General features: G+C 66.8%; 12 protein-coding genes and 1 pseudogene. 8 read left to right on the top strand and 5 right to left on the bottom strand.

Going from position 1 to position 14,179, the window contains the following annotated elements:
* Positions 1-7: 7 nt before the first annotated feature.
* The 3 genes from DBO33_RS27285 to DBO33_RS27275 form a co-directional block, all read right to left on the bottom strand.
* Entirely contained in the window at positions 8-1,009 is a 1,002-nt protein-coding gene (locus DBO33_RS27285) for an ABC transporter substrate-binding protein (protein ID WP_107657631.1), read from the bottom strand.
* Complete coding sequence (locus tag DBO33_RS27280; protein WP_456093882.1) at positions 1,006-1,704, bottom strand: ABC transporter ATP-binding protein; 699 nt, start codon at positions 1,702-1,704, stop codon at positions 1,006-1,008. The genes DBO33_RS27285 and DBO33_RS27280 overlap by 4 nt, the downstream gene beginning before the upstream one ends.
* Positions 1,705-1,784: 80 nt before the next feature.
* A complete protein-coding gene (locus tag DBO33_RS27275; protein WP_234391067.1) occupies positions 1,785-2,603 on the bottom strand; it encodes an ABC transporter permease in 819 nt (272 codons plus the stop codon).
* A 238-nt stretch (positions 2,604-2,841) separates the two neighbouring features.
* On the opposite strand from DBO33_RS27275, the gene DBO33_RS27270 reads away from it, so the two are divergent.
* The 6 genes and pseudogenes from DBO33_RS27270 to DBO33_RS27245 all read left to right on the top strand — a co-directional run.
* On the top strand, positions 2,842-4,359 hold the full coding sequence (locus tag DBO33_RS27270) for a flavin-containing monooxygenase (RefSeq protein ID WP_107657629.1): 1,518 nt from the start codon (positions 2,842-2,844) through the stop codon (positions 4,357-4,359).
* A gap of 106 nt (positions 4,360-4,465) precedes the next feature.
* Complete coding sequence (locus DBO33_RS27265; RefSeq protein WP_107657628.1) at positions 4,466-4,696, top strand: hypothetical protein; 231 nt, start codon at positions 4,466-4,468, stop codon at positions 4,694-4,696.
* Between the two features lie 79 nt (positions 4,697-4,775).
* Positions 4,776-5,273 carry a hypothetical protein gene (locus DBO33_RS27260; RefSeq protein ID WP_159080566.1) on the top strand — a complete coding sequence of 166 codons (498 nt, stop codon included), beginning with the start codon at positions 4,776-4,778 and terminating at the stop codon, positions 5,271-5,273.
* 4 nt (positions 5,274-5,277) lie between these two features.
* Positions 5,278-5,868, top strand: coding sequence for a hypothetical protein (locus tag DBO33_RS27255; protein ID WP_107657626.1), 591 nt, complete (start codon positions 5,278-5,280; stop codon positions 5,866-5,868).
* Positions 5,869-6,045: 177 nt separating this feature from the next.
* A complete protein-coding gene (locus DBO33_RS27250; RefSeq protein WP_159080565.1) occupies positions 6,046-6,804 on the top strand; it encodes an alpha/beta fold hydrolase in 759 nt (252 codons plus the stop codon).
* 146 nt (positions 6,805-6,950) lie between these two features.
* Positions 6,951-9,635 (top strand): annotated as a pseudogene (locus DBO33_RS27245) (carboxyl transferase domain-containing protein); the annotation flags it as partial.
* A 711-nt stretch (positions 9,636-10,346) separates the two neighbouring features.
* Here the strand turns inward: DBO33_RS27245 and DBO33_RS27240 are convergent.
* Complete coding sequence (locus DBO33_RS27240) at positions 10,347-11,513, bottom strand: serine hydrolase domain-containing protein (protein ID WP_107660615.1); 1,167 nt, start codon at positions 11,511-11,513, stop codon at positions 10,347-10,349.
* Between the two features lie 103 nt (positions 11,514-11,616).
* On the opposite strand from DBO33_RS27240, the gene DBO33_RS27235 reads away from it, so the two are divergent.
* The gene (locus DBO33_RS27235) at positions 11,617-12,264 is read left to right on the top strand and encodes a pentapeptide repeat-containing protein (protein WP_107657624.1); all 648 of its coding nucleotides are present in this window, start codon (positions 11,617-11,619) and stop codon (positions 12,262-12,264) included.
* Between the two features lie 395 nt (positions 12,265-12,659).
* Here the strand turns inward: DBO33_RS27235 and DBO33_RS27230 are convergent, their stop codons facing one another.
* The gene (locus tag DBO33_RS27230; RefSeq protein ID WP_107657623.1) at positions 12,660-13,427 is read right to left on the bottom strand and encodes a TetR/AcrR family transcriptional regulator; all 768 of its coding nucleotides are present in this window, start codon (positions 13,425-13,427) and stop codon (positions 12,660-12,662) included.
* Positions 13,428-13,516: 89 nt separating this feature from the next.
* Here DBO33_RS27230 and DBO33_RS27225 point away from each other — a divergent pair, with 89 nt between their 5' ends.
* Complete coding sequence (locus tag DBO33_RS27225; protein WP_107657622.1) at positions 13,517-14,158, top strand: hypothetical protein; 642 nt, start codon at positions 13,517-13,519, stop codon at positions 14,156-14,158.
* Positions 14,159-14,179 lie beyond the last annotated feature (21 nt).

Raw genomic sequence — 14,179 nt, 5'->3', positions numbered from 1 at the left:
CAACTCCTCAGGAAGCGGGGAACAGGTCGTTGAAGCGGGTGTCGGTGTAGTCGGCGATGTTCACCTTGCGCGGGATCAGCCCGGCGTCGGCGAACGCGTCTGCGACGCCTTGTTCGGCGGCGATGGCGGCGGCGTCGAGCGGATGGTCTTGGTACGGGCCACGGTTCACGACGGTGAGCGCGACGTCGTAGGGCAGGCCGGTGAGTTCGGCGTAGGTCTTCGCCCACTGCTCGGGGTGCGTGTTGACCCAGGCGTGCGCGCGGGCGATGCGGGCGAGCAGGTCACGCAGCGCGGCGGCGGTCGCCTTGCTGCCCAGTGCTTTGTCACCGGCGACGTAGAAGGCGTCGCCGGTGACATAACCGTTGCCGCTCACCAGGATTCGCGCGTTGGCCTGCTGCTCGGCCTGGGCGGTGTAGGGATCCCAGATGGCCCACGCGTCCACCCTGCCGGTGGTCAGCGCGGCTAGTGCGTCCGGCGGCTGGAGGTACTGCGGCTCGATCTGGTCCCATTTGATGCCGGCCTTGCTGAGCACCGCGAGCAGGTGCGCGTGCGCCGAGCTGCCCTTGGTAACGGCAATCTTCTTGCCGCGCAACTCTTCCGGGCTGCGCAACGGCGAATCCTTGGGCACCACGATGCCCTGACCATCCTTGCCCGCCTGGTAGGCGCTGACAATCTTGATCGCCGATTTGGCCGCCGCGGCGAAGATCGGCGGGGCGTTGCCGACACCGCCGATATCGACCGCGCCGGAGTTGATCGCCTCCAGCATCGGCGGGCCCGCCTGATACTGCGACCAGCTGATCTTGTAGGGCGTCTCCCCCTCGCCTGCCGCGGTCAGCAGGGCTTGCAACCCCGTGCCCTTCTGATCGCCCGCGCGCACCGTCACCTGGGACAGGTCGACCGAACCGTCCGGGCGCACCGCCGCATCGTCGGACTTGTCGGACCCGCAGGCCGTGCCGACCGTGACGACCAGTGCGAGAGTCGTTGCGAGCAACAGCCTTCTGGCTTTCATTCGGTTCCTTCCGGTGCCACACCGAGCTCGGCGAGCAGGGTTTCGCGCAGGGAGAGCAGGAGCGGGTGATCGCTGCGGCGCGGACGCGGCAGCTCGATGCGGGACTCGTGGGCGATGCGCCCGTCGCCGAGCACCAGCACCCGGTCGGCCAGGCGCAGCGCCTCATCCACGTCATGGGTGACCAGCAGGACCCCGGGACGGCGGCGCTGCCACAGGTCGATGACGAGGCGGTGGATGGTGATTCGGGTCAGCGCGTCGAGGGCGCTGAAGGGTTCGTCGAGCAACAGCAGATCCGGCTCGCGGACCAGTGCCCGGGCGAGGCTGGCACGTTGCGCCTCACCGCCGGAAAGCGTTAGGGGCCAGGCATTCGCGCGTTCGGCCAACCCGACCTCGGCCAGCGCGGCGCGCGCCGCAGCCTTGGGATCCGGGTGCCGCAAACCGAGAAATACGTTGGCCAGCACGCGTTTCCACGGCACCAGTCGCGGTTCCTGGAAGGCGACGGCAATGGTGCCGTGCGTGGTCAGCTCACCCCGAACGCCTCGATCGAGACCGGCCAGCGCGCGCAGCAGGGTGGACTTTCCCGAACCGCTGCGACCGAGCAAAGCGACGAATTCGCCTGGGGCGATGTCGAGATCGAGACCGTCGAGCACGCGGCGGCCGTCGAAATCGCGTACCAGCCCACGCACCCGGGCCACCGGAGTATTAGCGGTCTCGCCCGCCGAGTCTGGGTTAGTCTCTGGCGCCGATGGTTCGCGTGCCATCGGCCGGGCCGAGATCACTGCCCCAAGAACCCGCGTCGCCATGCCAGCGCCTTCCTTTCGATCAGTCGGACGAACGCGTCGGTCAGCAGGCCGAGCACGCAGTACACCAGCAGGCCGACGACGATGACGTCGGTGCGCAGGAATTCGCGGGCGTCATTGATCAGAAAACCAAGTCCCGCATCGGCATTGACCTGTTCGGCGACGATCAACGCCAACCACGCGATACCCAGCGACTGGCGCAATCCGACGAGCGTCTGCGGCAACGCCCCCGGCAGCACGATGTGCCCGAGCAGCGCGAGCCTGCCGAGCTGCTGCACCTCGGCCAGCTCGGCCAGTTTGCCGTCCACCCCGCGGATACCGGCGAAGGTGTTGAGATACAACGGAATTGCCGCGCCGAACGCGACGAGCACCACCTTCGGCAACTCGCCGATGCCGAACCACAGGATCAGCAACGGGATCAGTCCGTAGAACGGCACCGTGCGCAGCATCTGCATCGGCGGATCGACCACGTACTCGCCGACCGTGCTCAAGCCGGCCAGCACGGCCAACCCGATCCCCAGCACGGCACCGATCACGAAGCCGGTCGCCGCGCGGCCGAGCGATACCGTGATAGCTTCCTGCAGCGTCCCGTCCCGCAGCAGTTCCCACGTGGTTTCCGCGATGGTGACCGGCGAGGCGAGCAACCGTTCCGGCAGCACGCCGGTGACGCTGGCAACCTGCCATGCGACCACGAGGACCAACGGGCTGACGACCCGCAGCCAGGTCTTGCGCGGCCGCCATCGAGCCGCAGGCTGAACCCGAATCGGTGTCGGCTCCAAGACAATTGATGACACGCGACACCTCGGGTAGGGGACAGGAACGCGGATCGCCGCTAGCGCGCCGCAGTTATCCATGCTGTGCGCGCGGCGGGTCGGAGTCACCGGTTGAAACCAACCCGGTTTTAATTGGGCCGCCCTCGTCAGCGTGTTTCCAGCAACCACTACTAGACGTAACCTGAAATAACACGTAACCTCGACAAGGAGCTCTCGGTCGAAGGGGATCGAGGCGTGACCAGACGAAACGAGATCCTCAATGACGCGGCATGTCGACGTACTGATCATCGGCGCGGGCCTCTCCGGCATCGGCATGGCCTGCCACCTCACCCGTGAGCAGACCGGACGCAGCTACGCCATCCTGGAGCGCCGCACCGCCATCGGCGGCACCTGGGACCTGTTCCGGTACCCGGGCATCCGTTCCGACTCGGACATGTTCACCTTCGGCTACGGCTTCCGCCCGTGGATCGGCACCAAGGTGCTCGCCGACGGGCCGCACATCCGCCAGTACGTCGAGGACACCGCCGTCGAATACGGCGTCAAGGAGCACATCCACTTCGGGCGCAAGGTGACCACCGCCCGCTGGTCCAGCGAGGCGGGCATCTGGACCGTCGAGGCGCTCAACGAGCAGACCGGCGACGTCGAGACCTTCACCAGCAACTTCCTGGTCGGTTGCACCGGCTACTACGACTACGACAACGGCTACCGGCCCGAGTTCCCCGGCGAGGCGGACTTCGGCGGGCAGATCGTGCACCCGCAGCACTGGCCCGAGGACCTCGACTACCGCGGCAAGCGCGTCGTCGTCATCGGCAGCGGTGCCACCGCGATCACCCTCGTGCCCGCGATGAGCGGCGACGCAGCGCACGTCACCATGTTGCAGCGGTCGCCCACCTACATCACCGCGCTGCCCGCCGACGACCCCGTCGCTGTCGGCATGAAGCTGGCTCGCGTGCCCGCCAAGATCGCCTACCGGGCGGGTCGCGCGCGCAATATTGCGTTGCAGCGCGCCAGTTTTCAGCTGTCTCGCACCAATCCCGCCGCATCGCGCAAGCTGCTGCTCGCGGCGGTGCGGCTGCAACTCGGTCCGAACATCGACATGCGGCACTTCACGCCGTCCTACAACCCGTGGGACCAGCGGCTGTGTGTCGTGCCCAGCGGTGACCTGTTCAAGGTGCTGCGCAGCGGCAAGGCGTCCATCGTCACCGACCGCATCGAGAGCTTCACCGAGACCGGCATCCGGCTCGCCTCCGGTGAAGAACTGCCTGCCGACATCGTGATCAGCGCGACCGGACTGCGCGTGCAGATGCTCGGCGGCACCACTCTCGAGGTGGACGGCGAGCCCGTGGTCACTCGTGACCGGGTTGTCTACAAGGGTGCGCTGCTCGACGGGGTGCCGAACGCGCTCATGGTCCTTGGTTACACCAACGCGTCCTGGACGTTGAAGGCTGACCTTGCCGCCGAGTACTTCTGCCGGGTTCTCAACCACATGAAGGCGCACAGTTACACGCGCATGGTTGCGGTGGCCGAAGAAGGCGATCGGTCGCCCGACTCGGTGATGGGTGGTGCGCTGACCTCCGGGTACATCCAGCGTGGTGACGCCGTGATGCCGCGTCAAGGTGTTCGTGGGCCCTGGCAGGTCATCAACAACTACTTCCGTGATCGCAAGATGCTCCGTAAGGGGCCGATTGAAGACGGTGTGCTCACCTTTGCGCGCGGCGCGAGCTCTGCTGGGGATGCATCCGAGGGACGGCCGTTGGAAGCGACGCGTACCGCCTGAACTTCGGTCGAGCTTCCGCGATGCGGTAGCGGCCCACGCTGATCAACGGTGCTAGCGAGCGGGGCGTCTCCGTGTCGCTAGCGACCGGGCGTGTCCGCGTCGTTGTGTGCGCGCCCGGACCGTGCGCGGATTGTCCCCCGGCGCCACTATCGACGACTTCGACCTGCTGATCGCCCTCGGCCAAGGTGCGTTCGCCCGCGTGTTCGACGCCATCCGGGCCGCCGATCGTGCGGTGGACATGTTCCTCACTGAGCATCGAAGTGACGGTTTTCCGGTCGGAAAAATATCTTCCGAAATCGTGGAACCGATCCGCCGGGGCGGCCGTCAAACCCTGTGACAAAACAAGTTTCGGACCGGGGAGTGTCCGGAGCTGCGCTGTAGCTGTTCACAGCTCAGAACAACAGGGGGAGCAAGTCATGAACCTTTTCCGCACGGCTGATCCGGCCGCGCAGGGGCGCCTTACCGGCCGCTCTGCCGGATTCATCCGAACACTGCTCTTGGCCGTCGCATCGATGATCCTGATGATCACCGGTGTGCAAGCCGCCGGCGCCGCACAGGCGAACTACCAGCCGTGCACCAACTACCGGGTCACGACCAACTGGGGCAGAGTCGAAGTCGACACCAGGCCGGCCGGAACGGATTACATCGGCAACATCGCCTGGGCCATGTTCATCAACGACATCTCCCATGTGCCAGGCAGATACGACTACCAGATCCGGATCAACGGCACGCCGCTGAAAACCGAGACGATCCACAAGGACGACAACCTGCACTTCACGATCCCCCGGTACCAAGGCGGACGCTATGTGTACGACTCCGGCGACGAAATCCAGGTGACCGCTTCGCACGCTGCCGGAAAACACCTGTACGTGACCCCCATCAACCGTTGCACCGTCCCCTATTCGGGAGGATAGCTCCATGGATCAGGAAACATCGAGGCGCGGCGCCGACTTGCTGGCGGCTGACATCGAGTCGGCTCTCGGCTTCGAGGTACACATCGACGAAACGATCCCTGAGCACCTGAGTCGGCAACCTTCTCCACCGGGCTGGTGGATCGAGTTCACCATCCCGGCCTTGAACGTCCTGGTCGGCTGTACGCCGAGCGAGTCGACCCCGAGTGGTGTGGCGTGTGAACTCGCACAACGCATCCACGACGATGTCCTGGCCCGCAGCGGAAAGATCTGGCCCGCCGACGATGCAGGTGGCGACCAGCCGTTGCTCCCGACCTCGAACGGGTGGCAGGGGCCGAGCGTCTCGGTGCCGTACGGGCAGGTCAAGACGGCGAAGGAGCCCGATCCAAGCCTCGACGGGGTGGTTCGATGGTGGCTGCCGCACAGCTATGACGGTCTCATCGCCAGCCAGTCCGGTGATGATGTGTGGTTCTCGCGCTGGCAGTACGAGGGTGACGACCAACGCATCACGCCAGGGATGCCGGTGACGTGGCTCATCGGTGAAGGGCGGCACGGGAAGTACCGCAAGGCTAGCGAAGTCCGGCCGGTTCAGGAGTAATCGATTGGATCCCTCGCTGGCGGACATCTACTGCCGGCGTCTCCAGTGTCGCAGCTGGATTCGGTGCTTCCGGGTCCGGCCGGCCGGACGCTGGCTCACACTCGGACACGTCTCGCTGCGGTGTTGGAGACTGGGCGGGTGATAAATGTGCGGAGTGGAGGGGACGGGGACCTGCCGTTGGTCGTCGTACATGGCGGCTCGGGTTCGTCGCGGTTGTGCGAGGAGTTGCTGTCGGCGCTGCCGGATCGGATTCGGTGGTGGGCGGTGGATCTGCCCGGCCATGGCGAATCACCGTGGACGCCGGGGAGATACGGCCTCGACATCGTCGGCGCGACTCTTGCCGAGTGGGCAGAGCGCGAGATCCCGACCCCGGCTTGGTGGTACGGGCATTCGTACGGCGGTCAAGCCGTCCTCGCTGCGGCCGGTGCGGTACCGAAACTGTTCGCCGGACTCGTTCTCGGGGATACTCCGCTCGATCCCGAGCGGATGTATCGGATACTCGAGCACAGCGCCGAGCGGCTGCGGCGATGGCGGGAATGGTGCGGTCGCCCGGAAGCGGAATTGGTGGAGTTGCTCGGCGCGGAAGCCTACGGCGACGGGACCTTCGCCGATGCGCTCGGCCGGGACCACCCCTATCTGCTCGGGATGGCGGCGTCGCTGCGGCGGCACGACCCAGAGTTCATCGGCGCGCTGCTCGAGGACCGCGAAACGGTCTACGACTGCTTGGTTCACGCGGAGAGCTGGCTCGCCGCCGCACCCGGACCTGTGTTGTTGCTGCGCGGTGATCCGGCGGTCATGGCCATGACCACCGAGGAGGACGCCGCGCTCGTTCGATCGACCGGCGGAACCGTCCGCAGCCTCGCCGGCGTCGGCCACGGCCTGCACCATTTCGCGCCGAGGGCCGTCGCCGAAGTCCTGGACGATTTCATCGTCTGAACAGGTGGTGCTCCGCCCGAGGTGGCATCGGGCGGAGCGCTGGCCGTGGCGACCGTCGCCGAACTAGTGGTGGCCGAGCGCGGCGACGGCATCGTGCACCTCGGGCAGGTCCCCGTCGGTGCCGGGTTGGGCTGGGGGAGACTGTCGGGATGCGCGTGGTGGNGGCGCTGGGGGAGGCGTATGAGCGTTGTCGGGCGGAGGCATTGGCGGGGTTCGGGGACGACGCGGTGTATGGGGAAGCGTTGGTGGCCGATGCGCGGCATATCGAGGTGCAGGTGGTGGCCGATGGGGTACGCGCGGTGGCTGTCGGGGACCGGGATTGCAGTGTGCAGCGGCGGCAGCAGAAGTTGATCGAGGTGGCGCCTGCGCCGAATCTTGCTGCGGCGCTGCGGGAACGGCTGCACAGTGATGCGGTGCGGTTGGCCGAATCGGTGGGGTGTCGCGGGGTGATTACCGTTGAGTTCCTGGTGCGTGATGATGGTGCGTGGTTCCTCGAGGTGAATCCGCGACTGCAAGTGGAGCACACGGTCACCGAGGAAGTGATGGGGGTGGATCTCGTGGCGCTGCAACTGGATCTGGCGCAGGGGTGCAGTCTCGATGAACTCGCGGTGCCCGTTGGTGGTCCGCGCGGGTACGCCGTGCAGGCGCGGGTTAATGCCGAAATCGTCACCGCGGGCGGTGATGTGCTGCCGAGTACGGGCACAGTGGCACAGTTCGCCGCGCCGACGGGGGTGGGTGTCCGGGTCGACACGGCCGCTTATGCGGGTATGCGGCAAGGGGCACAATTCGATTCGTTGCTGGCGAAGGTGATCGCGCGTGGTCCGTCGTATTCCGCTGCGGTGCGCCGGTGTTCGGATGCGTTGGCCGAAACGGTGGTCGTCGGTGTCGATACGAATGTGGCGCTGCTGCGAGCGGCATTGGACGAGCTCGCCGACGGGGTCACCGTATCGACAGCGTGGTTCGAAGACAATCTGAACGAACTCTCCGCTCGGGCAAGCGATTACGCACCAGCGGTACACATCGAAGCCGACGTTGTTTCGGCCATCCCGGATTCTGTTGTCCTGCAAGATGACGAACAGACCTTGCGTTCACCGATGGGCGGGACCGTGGTCAGCCTGGTCGAACCGGGCACCGTCGTCGCGGCCGGCGCCGAGGTGGCCGTGCTGGAAGCCATGAAAATGCAGCACGTGCTGCGCGCCGAACAACCGCTGCGCGTCCGACGGCATATCGCCGCACCGGGTACGACGGTGGATCCACATGCGCCCCTGCTGGTCTGGACCGAAGCCGACCACGACGGGTCTGTCGCCGACATCGCGGCGGTCGACCTCGACACGATCCGCCCGGACCTGGCCGAGGTGCGCGACCGCCACCGCATCACTCTCGACGAGTCCCGCCCCGACGCGGTCGCCAAACGCCACCGGCTCGGCCGACGCACCGCCCGCGAGAACATCACCGATCTCGTCGACCAGGACAGTTTCGTCGAATACGGCGCGCTGGCGGTCGCCGCGCAACGCCTGCGCCGCAGCCCCGAAGACCTGATCGCAAACACCCCTGCCGACGGTTTGGTCGGCGGCGTCGCGACCATCAACGCCGACCGGTTCGGCGCCGACCGCACCCGGGTGGTCGTCATGTCCTACGACTACACCGTGCTGGCTGGAACCCAGGGCATGCGCAACCACGCCAAGACCGACCGCATGCTCGAGCTGGCCCGCGCGCAAGATCTTCCGGTGGTCTTCTTCACCGAGGGCGGTGGCGGACGCCCCGGCGACACCGACTACGGCGGCATCTCGGGCCTCGACGTCACCACCTTCCGTGCGATGGGTGCCTTGTCCGGCCGAGTCCCGTTGGTGGGCATAGTGTCCGGCCGCTGCTTCGCGGGCAACGCCGCTCTGCTCGGCATGTGCGACGTGGTGATCGCCACCCCCGACGCGAACATCGGCATGGGTGGTCCGGCCATGATCGAAGGCGGCGGACTCGGCGTCTACGCGCCCGAGGATATCGGCCCGATCGAGGTCCAGCGCCGCAACGGTGTCGTGCACATCGTCGCCGCCGACGAAGCCGAGGCTGTTCGCATCGCTCAGCGATACTTGGCGTACTTCCAAGGGCCGGTTGATGATTGGACGGCTCCGGACCCGCGCCTGTCCCGGCACGTTGTCCCAGAGAACCGATTACACGCCTTCGACATCAGGGCGGCCATCGAAGCCATCGCCGACCTCGACTCCATCCTCGAGCTGCGCCGCGACTGGGCCGTCGGCATCTTCACCGCGCTGATCCGCGTCGAGGGTCGCCCCTACGGCCTGATCGCCAACAACTGCCACCACCTCGGCGGTGCCATCGACGCCCCCGCCGCCGACAAACTCAGCAGTTTCCTGCGCCTCTGCGACGCCAACGACCTACCGATCGTCTCCCTCTGTGACACACCGGGTTTCATGGTCGGCCCCGAAGCCGAAAAAGGCGCCACCGTAACCAAATTCAGCCGCCTGTTCATCGACGCGGCCGCACTGTCCGTCCCATGGGGCACCATCATCCTGCGCAAGGGCTACGGCCTCGGCGCCCAAGCCATGGCCGCAGGCTCCTTCCGCGCCCCCCACTTCGTCGTCGCCTGGCCCACCGGCGAAATCGGCGGCATGGGCCTGGAAGGCGCCGTCCGCCTCGGCTTCGCCAAAGAGCTCGCCGCCATAGAAGACCCAGACAAACGCCAGGAAGCCTTCGACAACCTGGTCACCCTCGCCTACACCAGCGGCAAGGCCCTAACGGCAGCCACCGTCCTCGAACTGGACGACGTAATCGACCCAGCCGACACCCGCCGCTGGATCCGCACCCTCCTCTAGCGCACCCCCAACGAAGCCGCCACCCCACACTTCGCAGCGGGCCCGGCGGCCTCCACCGATCCGGTGACTTGACGTAGGCAGCACCCTCTTGACGCATGCTGCTGCCTACGTCAAGAAGACGCTTCGTGCGTCAGGTCAGCGGGCGGCTCGGGTTTAGGTCAACGGGTGACTTGGGCAATGGCCGCACTCGCTGAGGCAGACGACTTGGTGTAGGCAGCACTCTCTTGACGCGTGTTGCTGCCTTCGTCAAGAGGAGTCTTCGTACGTCAAGTCGGCGGGTGGGTGGGTTCACGTCAGCGCGCGGCTTGGGGTTGGGGTCAGCGTGCGGCTTCGTGCAGTGAGCGGACGGCTTGAAGGTCAAGTCAGCAGGAGGCCTGGGATCAAGTCAGCGGGTGGCTTGGCCAACAGCCGCACTCGCTGAGCCGGACGACTTGACGTAGGCAGCACTCTCTTGACGCATGCTGCTGCCTACGTCTAGAAGAGGTTTCGTGCGTCAGGTCAGCGGGGCGACTTGGCAATAGCCGCACTCGCTGAGGCAGACGACTTGACGTAGGCAGCACTCTCTTGACGCATGCTGCTGCCTACGTCAAGAAGACGCTTCGTGCGTTAAGTCAGCGGGCGGCTTGAGGTTAGGTCAGCGGGTGGCTTGGCCAGTAGACGCTCCCGAGAGAGTGCGGCTGATAGCGGTGGCCTGGGCGTCTGGGGCCAGCGTTAGGTGAGGGTGGTTTCGAGGGCTTCGACGAGGTTGTGGGCGCGTAGGTCGAGGGCGCCTTCGACGATGTGGTTGGTGACGTAGGCGAAGGAGAGGGTGCGTTTGGGGTCGGCGTAGGCGAGGGAGCCGCCGCGGCCGGGGTGGCCGAACGAATTCGGTCCGCCCAGGGTGAGATCGGCGATGGGGAGCATGAATCCGCTGGCGTAGCGGTCTGGCAGCATGATCACTCGATCGATGCCGCGGGTCTGCTCGCGGATGGCGGCGGCGAGGGTGTCTGCGGTCAGCAGTCGGTGCCCGTTGACCTCGCCGACCAGCGTGGCGTATAGGCGCGCCAGTCCGCGCGCGGTGCCGATGCCGTTGCTCGCGGGTATTTCCGCGGCGTGCACGGTGGGGGAGTTGAAGTCGATGTCGGGTGGGTCGGTGATCTGAAAGGCTCGGTTCGCCAATGATTCCGGGTCGCGCATTGCGGCGACCATCGGCCGGAACTGCTCCGGCACCAGTTCGTCGGGCAGTGCCGTCAGATCCGGTTTCGGCGCGAACACCAACCGGCTGACCCGATGTTGTTCGGCGGCAGGCAGTCCGATGAAGAAATCGATATCGAAGGGTCCCGCGATGTCCTCGGCGAGGAACTGTCCGACGGTGTGCCCGGTGATGCGCCGGATCACCTCACCGACGAGCCATCCGTAGGTCCGGCCGTGGTAACCGTGGTCGGTGCCTGGCACCCAGTTCGGCGCTTGCGCGGCCAGCGCGTCCACCATCGGTGTCCAGGCCAGCGCCTCGGCGAGCGGCACCGGCTTGTCGATCGCGGCAAGACCCGCCTGATGCGTCAGCAACCAGCGCACCGGAATCTCACCCTTGCCCGCCGCCGCGAACTCCGGCCAGTACCGGGCCACCGGTGCGTCCAAGTCGAGCTGACCGCGCTGGACCAGCAGATGGGCGGCGGCCGCCACCACCCCTTTGGTCGCCGAGTAGACCAGTTGCAGAGTGTCGCGCTCCCACGGCCGGCCGGTGTCAGGATCAGCCAGCCCACCCCACAGGTCGACCACCGGCTCGCCGTCCCGATACACGCACACAGCCGCCCCGACCTCGCCCTGATCAGCGAAGTTCGCCGCGAACGCGTCCCGAACCGCCGTGTATCCAGGAGCAACAGTTCCGTCGATGCGCATGCCGCCCAGCATGTCACGGCGACCCGGGCCGGGGCGGAACCTGTCGGTGCCGGACGGAATACTCGACTGTTGTCGCACCACCAACCCGCACCGGAGGAATCGCATGCCGCACGAGCTCGAAGACCTGCCCTACGCGCGTCATCTCGTGGCATGGGAGGGTGAGCTCGAGCCGGAGGGGGACTACGACTGTGTGCATTTGGACGGGGGCGAGTTCGAGGATGTCGAGGTGCAGAACGCTCGGTTCAGCGAGTCGGCGTTCACGTCGGTGGCGTTCACTCGGGGGAGCATGCGGCACACCAGGTTTGCCGATGTGTGGCTGCGCAATGTGCGCTGGGTGGGGACCGAGCTCGCCGACACCGGTTGGCTGGACGGTGAGGTGCTCGCGGGCGCAATGTCCGGCGTGGATCTGGCGGGTTCGAGCCTGCGCCGAGTGCGTTTCGAGGGCTGCAAATTCGACTCGGTCAATTTCCGCACGGCGAAACTGCGTGACGTGTCGTTCGTCGAATGTGTGCTGCGTGACTGCGATTTCGGTGACGCTGCGCTCACGAACGTCACCTTCCCCGGATCCACCCTGGAAAGCCTCGTGATGAACCGAGTCAAGCTGACCAAGGTCGACCTGCGCGGTGCCCGCGCTCTCGACATCACAGACGGCCTGGACTCGCTCCGCGGAGCAACCATCGACAACGGCCAATTGATGGAACTGGCCCCCGCCTTCGCCCGCCACTTGGGCATCGTGGTCCGGAACTCCTGAAAGGTCCTGTCGAACCGGGACGCCGCGCGGCTGGCCGTCGTGCGGCTGCGGTCCCGCCGGTTCGAGGCCGAGCAGATCGTCGACGCCGCTTCGATGCCCGATGCCCGATGCCCGATGCCCGATGCCCGATGCCCGATGCCCGATGCCCGATGCCCGAGGGCTCGACGCCGCGCCGCCGCTCGACGCCGACGCCCGAGGGTCGAAGCCCGCCGCCCGCCGCCCGCCGCCCGACGGTCGACCGTCGACCGTCGACCGTCGACCGTCGACCGTCGACCGTCGACGCTTGAGGCTCGACGCCCGGTGCCGGAGGGCTCGCCGCTCGACGCCGCCGCTCGAAGCCCGACGCCAATGCTCGACGGTCCGAGGCCGCGCGGAATGCGTTGTGCCAGTAGCCGCTACGCGCCCGCCTCGGCACGGGCAACCGTCGCGGCCACACCGTCCAGCACCACCTCGAGCCCGAACTCGAAATCATCCTGACTCGGGTCGGGTGTCGACGGTGGTGGCGCTGACTCGAACAGTCCGGAGCTGAAGAGCTCGGCCGCGTCGGGGAAGCGCTCCGGATCGATCAGGCGCGCCATGTGCCGACCATAGTCGCGGTTGGTCTGCGTTTCATCGAGACCTGTTGTGCGCCTGCCTTGTTCGAGCTGTTGCGCCAGCAGGTCGGCTTGCCGCACGTATCCGCTGACCACCATCACCACCCCGACCTTCGCTCCGGCGTCGAGCCCGGTGGGTCGCAGCGCGCGTAATCCCGCGTCCATCCAGCCGATGGCGCCGGGCCCGCTCGGTGGCCCGGAGATCGGCAGCTGGGTGAGCCAGGGTCGCCGCCGGTGCGTTGACCACAGGGCAACGGCCCACTCGCGCATCGCGGGCCGCCAATCATCCTGCGGCGCAGGGAAGTCCGGGGGAAGGCCGGTGGCGGCGTCGGCCATCAGGACGAACAGCTCCTCCTTCGACCCGATATGCCGGTAGAGCGACATCGGTGTGACACCGAGCCTTTCGGCGATCTTCGGCAGCGTCGCACCTGACAACCCGTCCCGGTCCGCCAGCTCCACCGCGGTGCGCACGACCTGATCGACATCGAGTCCGGCCGGCCGCCCGAGTTTCGCGCCGGTGGGCAGCCGCCACAGGCGGACCAGCTCGACCGGTGGGGTGTCGTCGACCATGGTGCCTCCTCAGTGCTTGTGCTCGAACGGCGGGAACATTAGCATGCGCCTTATAGTATAAGAGATATACTAACGAGGGAAGAGGGCCCGTGAACAGCAAAGTCATCCAGCGCACCACCGGCACGGCGGGCCTGATCGCCACACTCCTGACGCTGATCGAACTGCCGCTCTACTTCGTCTACGGCGGCCCGCCACCGGACTGGAACATCTTCACCCGCAGCATGTTCGGGCTCATCGGCAGCGCCCTGCTCGTCGTATTCATGGTCGGTCTCCCGCACCTGCTGAAGGCACACGGCCCGGCCTACGCCTGGCTCGGCTCGCTCAGCGCGGTCGCCGGACTGATGTGGCTCACGGTCACCTCGATCTCCACCTGCCTCGAGGTCGGCGCCGCCATCGCCGCACCCGACCCCATCGACCCCACCATCGCAGTCACCGGCACCTACCTCCTCTACGGCTCGCTGTCGAAGCTGCTGATCGCCTTGTTCCTGATCGCCTTCGGCACCGCCATCGCAGGCACCACCCTGCTACCACGCTGGACGGTGTGGTCGGCCTTCGGTCTGGCCGCAATCCACCTGGCCTTCGTCCCCTCGATGTACTTCGGCAACAACCCCGCCGACTTCTACGCCGCCAACGGCTGGGGCACCACAGCCACCACCGGCGGCCTGACCATCCTCTGGCTGCTCGCGGTAAGCGTCGCACTCCTGCGCGCCCCGGCCATCCGGACCAGCTGAACGTCCACCGCCCGTTTCGAA

Origin of the sequence: Nocardia suismassiliense (assembly GCF_900269665.1) — a bacterium.
Classification (GTDB): domain Bacteria; phylum Actinomycetota; class Actinomycetes; order Mycobacteriales; family Mycobacteriaceae; genus Nocardia; species Nocardia suismassiliense.
The sequence above is the reverse complement of the archived record's forward strand: the minus strand, read 5'-3'. Positions and strand labels throughout refer to the sequence as shown.